Annotated in this window: 1 protein-coding gene; it reads left to right on the top strand. The window is 47.9% G+C overall.

Features of this window, described 5'->3' with window-relative positions; genetic code table 11:
- Positions 1-173: 173 nt before the first annotated feature.
- Positions 174-651 (top strand): ABC transporter permease (locus A3756_RS24185; protein ID WP_156490739.1); only part of this gene is annotated, 478 nt, incomplete at its 3' end.

Here is a 651-nt window from a genome sequence, read left to right as displayed (position 1 = left end):
CAAAATGCGGTCGCCTGTGCGGCTGGCCAGCAATCTCTGCTTGTGCCGACGAAAGATAAAATGTCCGCCCTTAGAACACTCTCGGGAAATACAAGCATCAGCGACCTGGAGATCAAGCAACCTTCCTTGCAGGAAATATACAGCCACTTTATTCGCAAGGGAGAGCAATAAATATGGATAAAATACTAACTGTCGCCTCAAAAGAATTTAAAGATGGCTTCCGCAATCGCTGGACTTTGGCGATCACGGTAATCTTCGCCATTCTATCTTTAGGGCTTACGTATTTTGGCGCGGCTGCCTCAGGTAGTATCGGCTTTGCCTCGCTCAACTCAACCTTAATTAGTCTGGCAAGTCTGGCCGTTATCCTGATTCCCTTGATCGCATTGATGATCGCCTACAACGCCTTCGTAGGAGAATATGAACAAGGCACCATGCTACTCCTGCTCACCTACCCCCTCAGTCGACGCGATATGTTGATTGGCAAATTTCTGGGCCAAGGAAGTATCATCGCGATCTCCTCCCTGCTTGGTTTTAGTACTGCTGCAGCAGCCATTATCTTCAGCAGCGAGGTGGAAACCCTAGAAGTTCTCAATGCATTTTTCTGGTTTATTCTATCGGCGACACTACTTGGCTGGGTTTTTATTGCCATCG

The sequence above is a fragment of the Oleiphilus sp. HI0086 genome (assembly GCF_001635225.1).
This window is presented reverse-complemented; position numbering and strand designations above follow the sequence as displayed.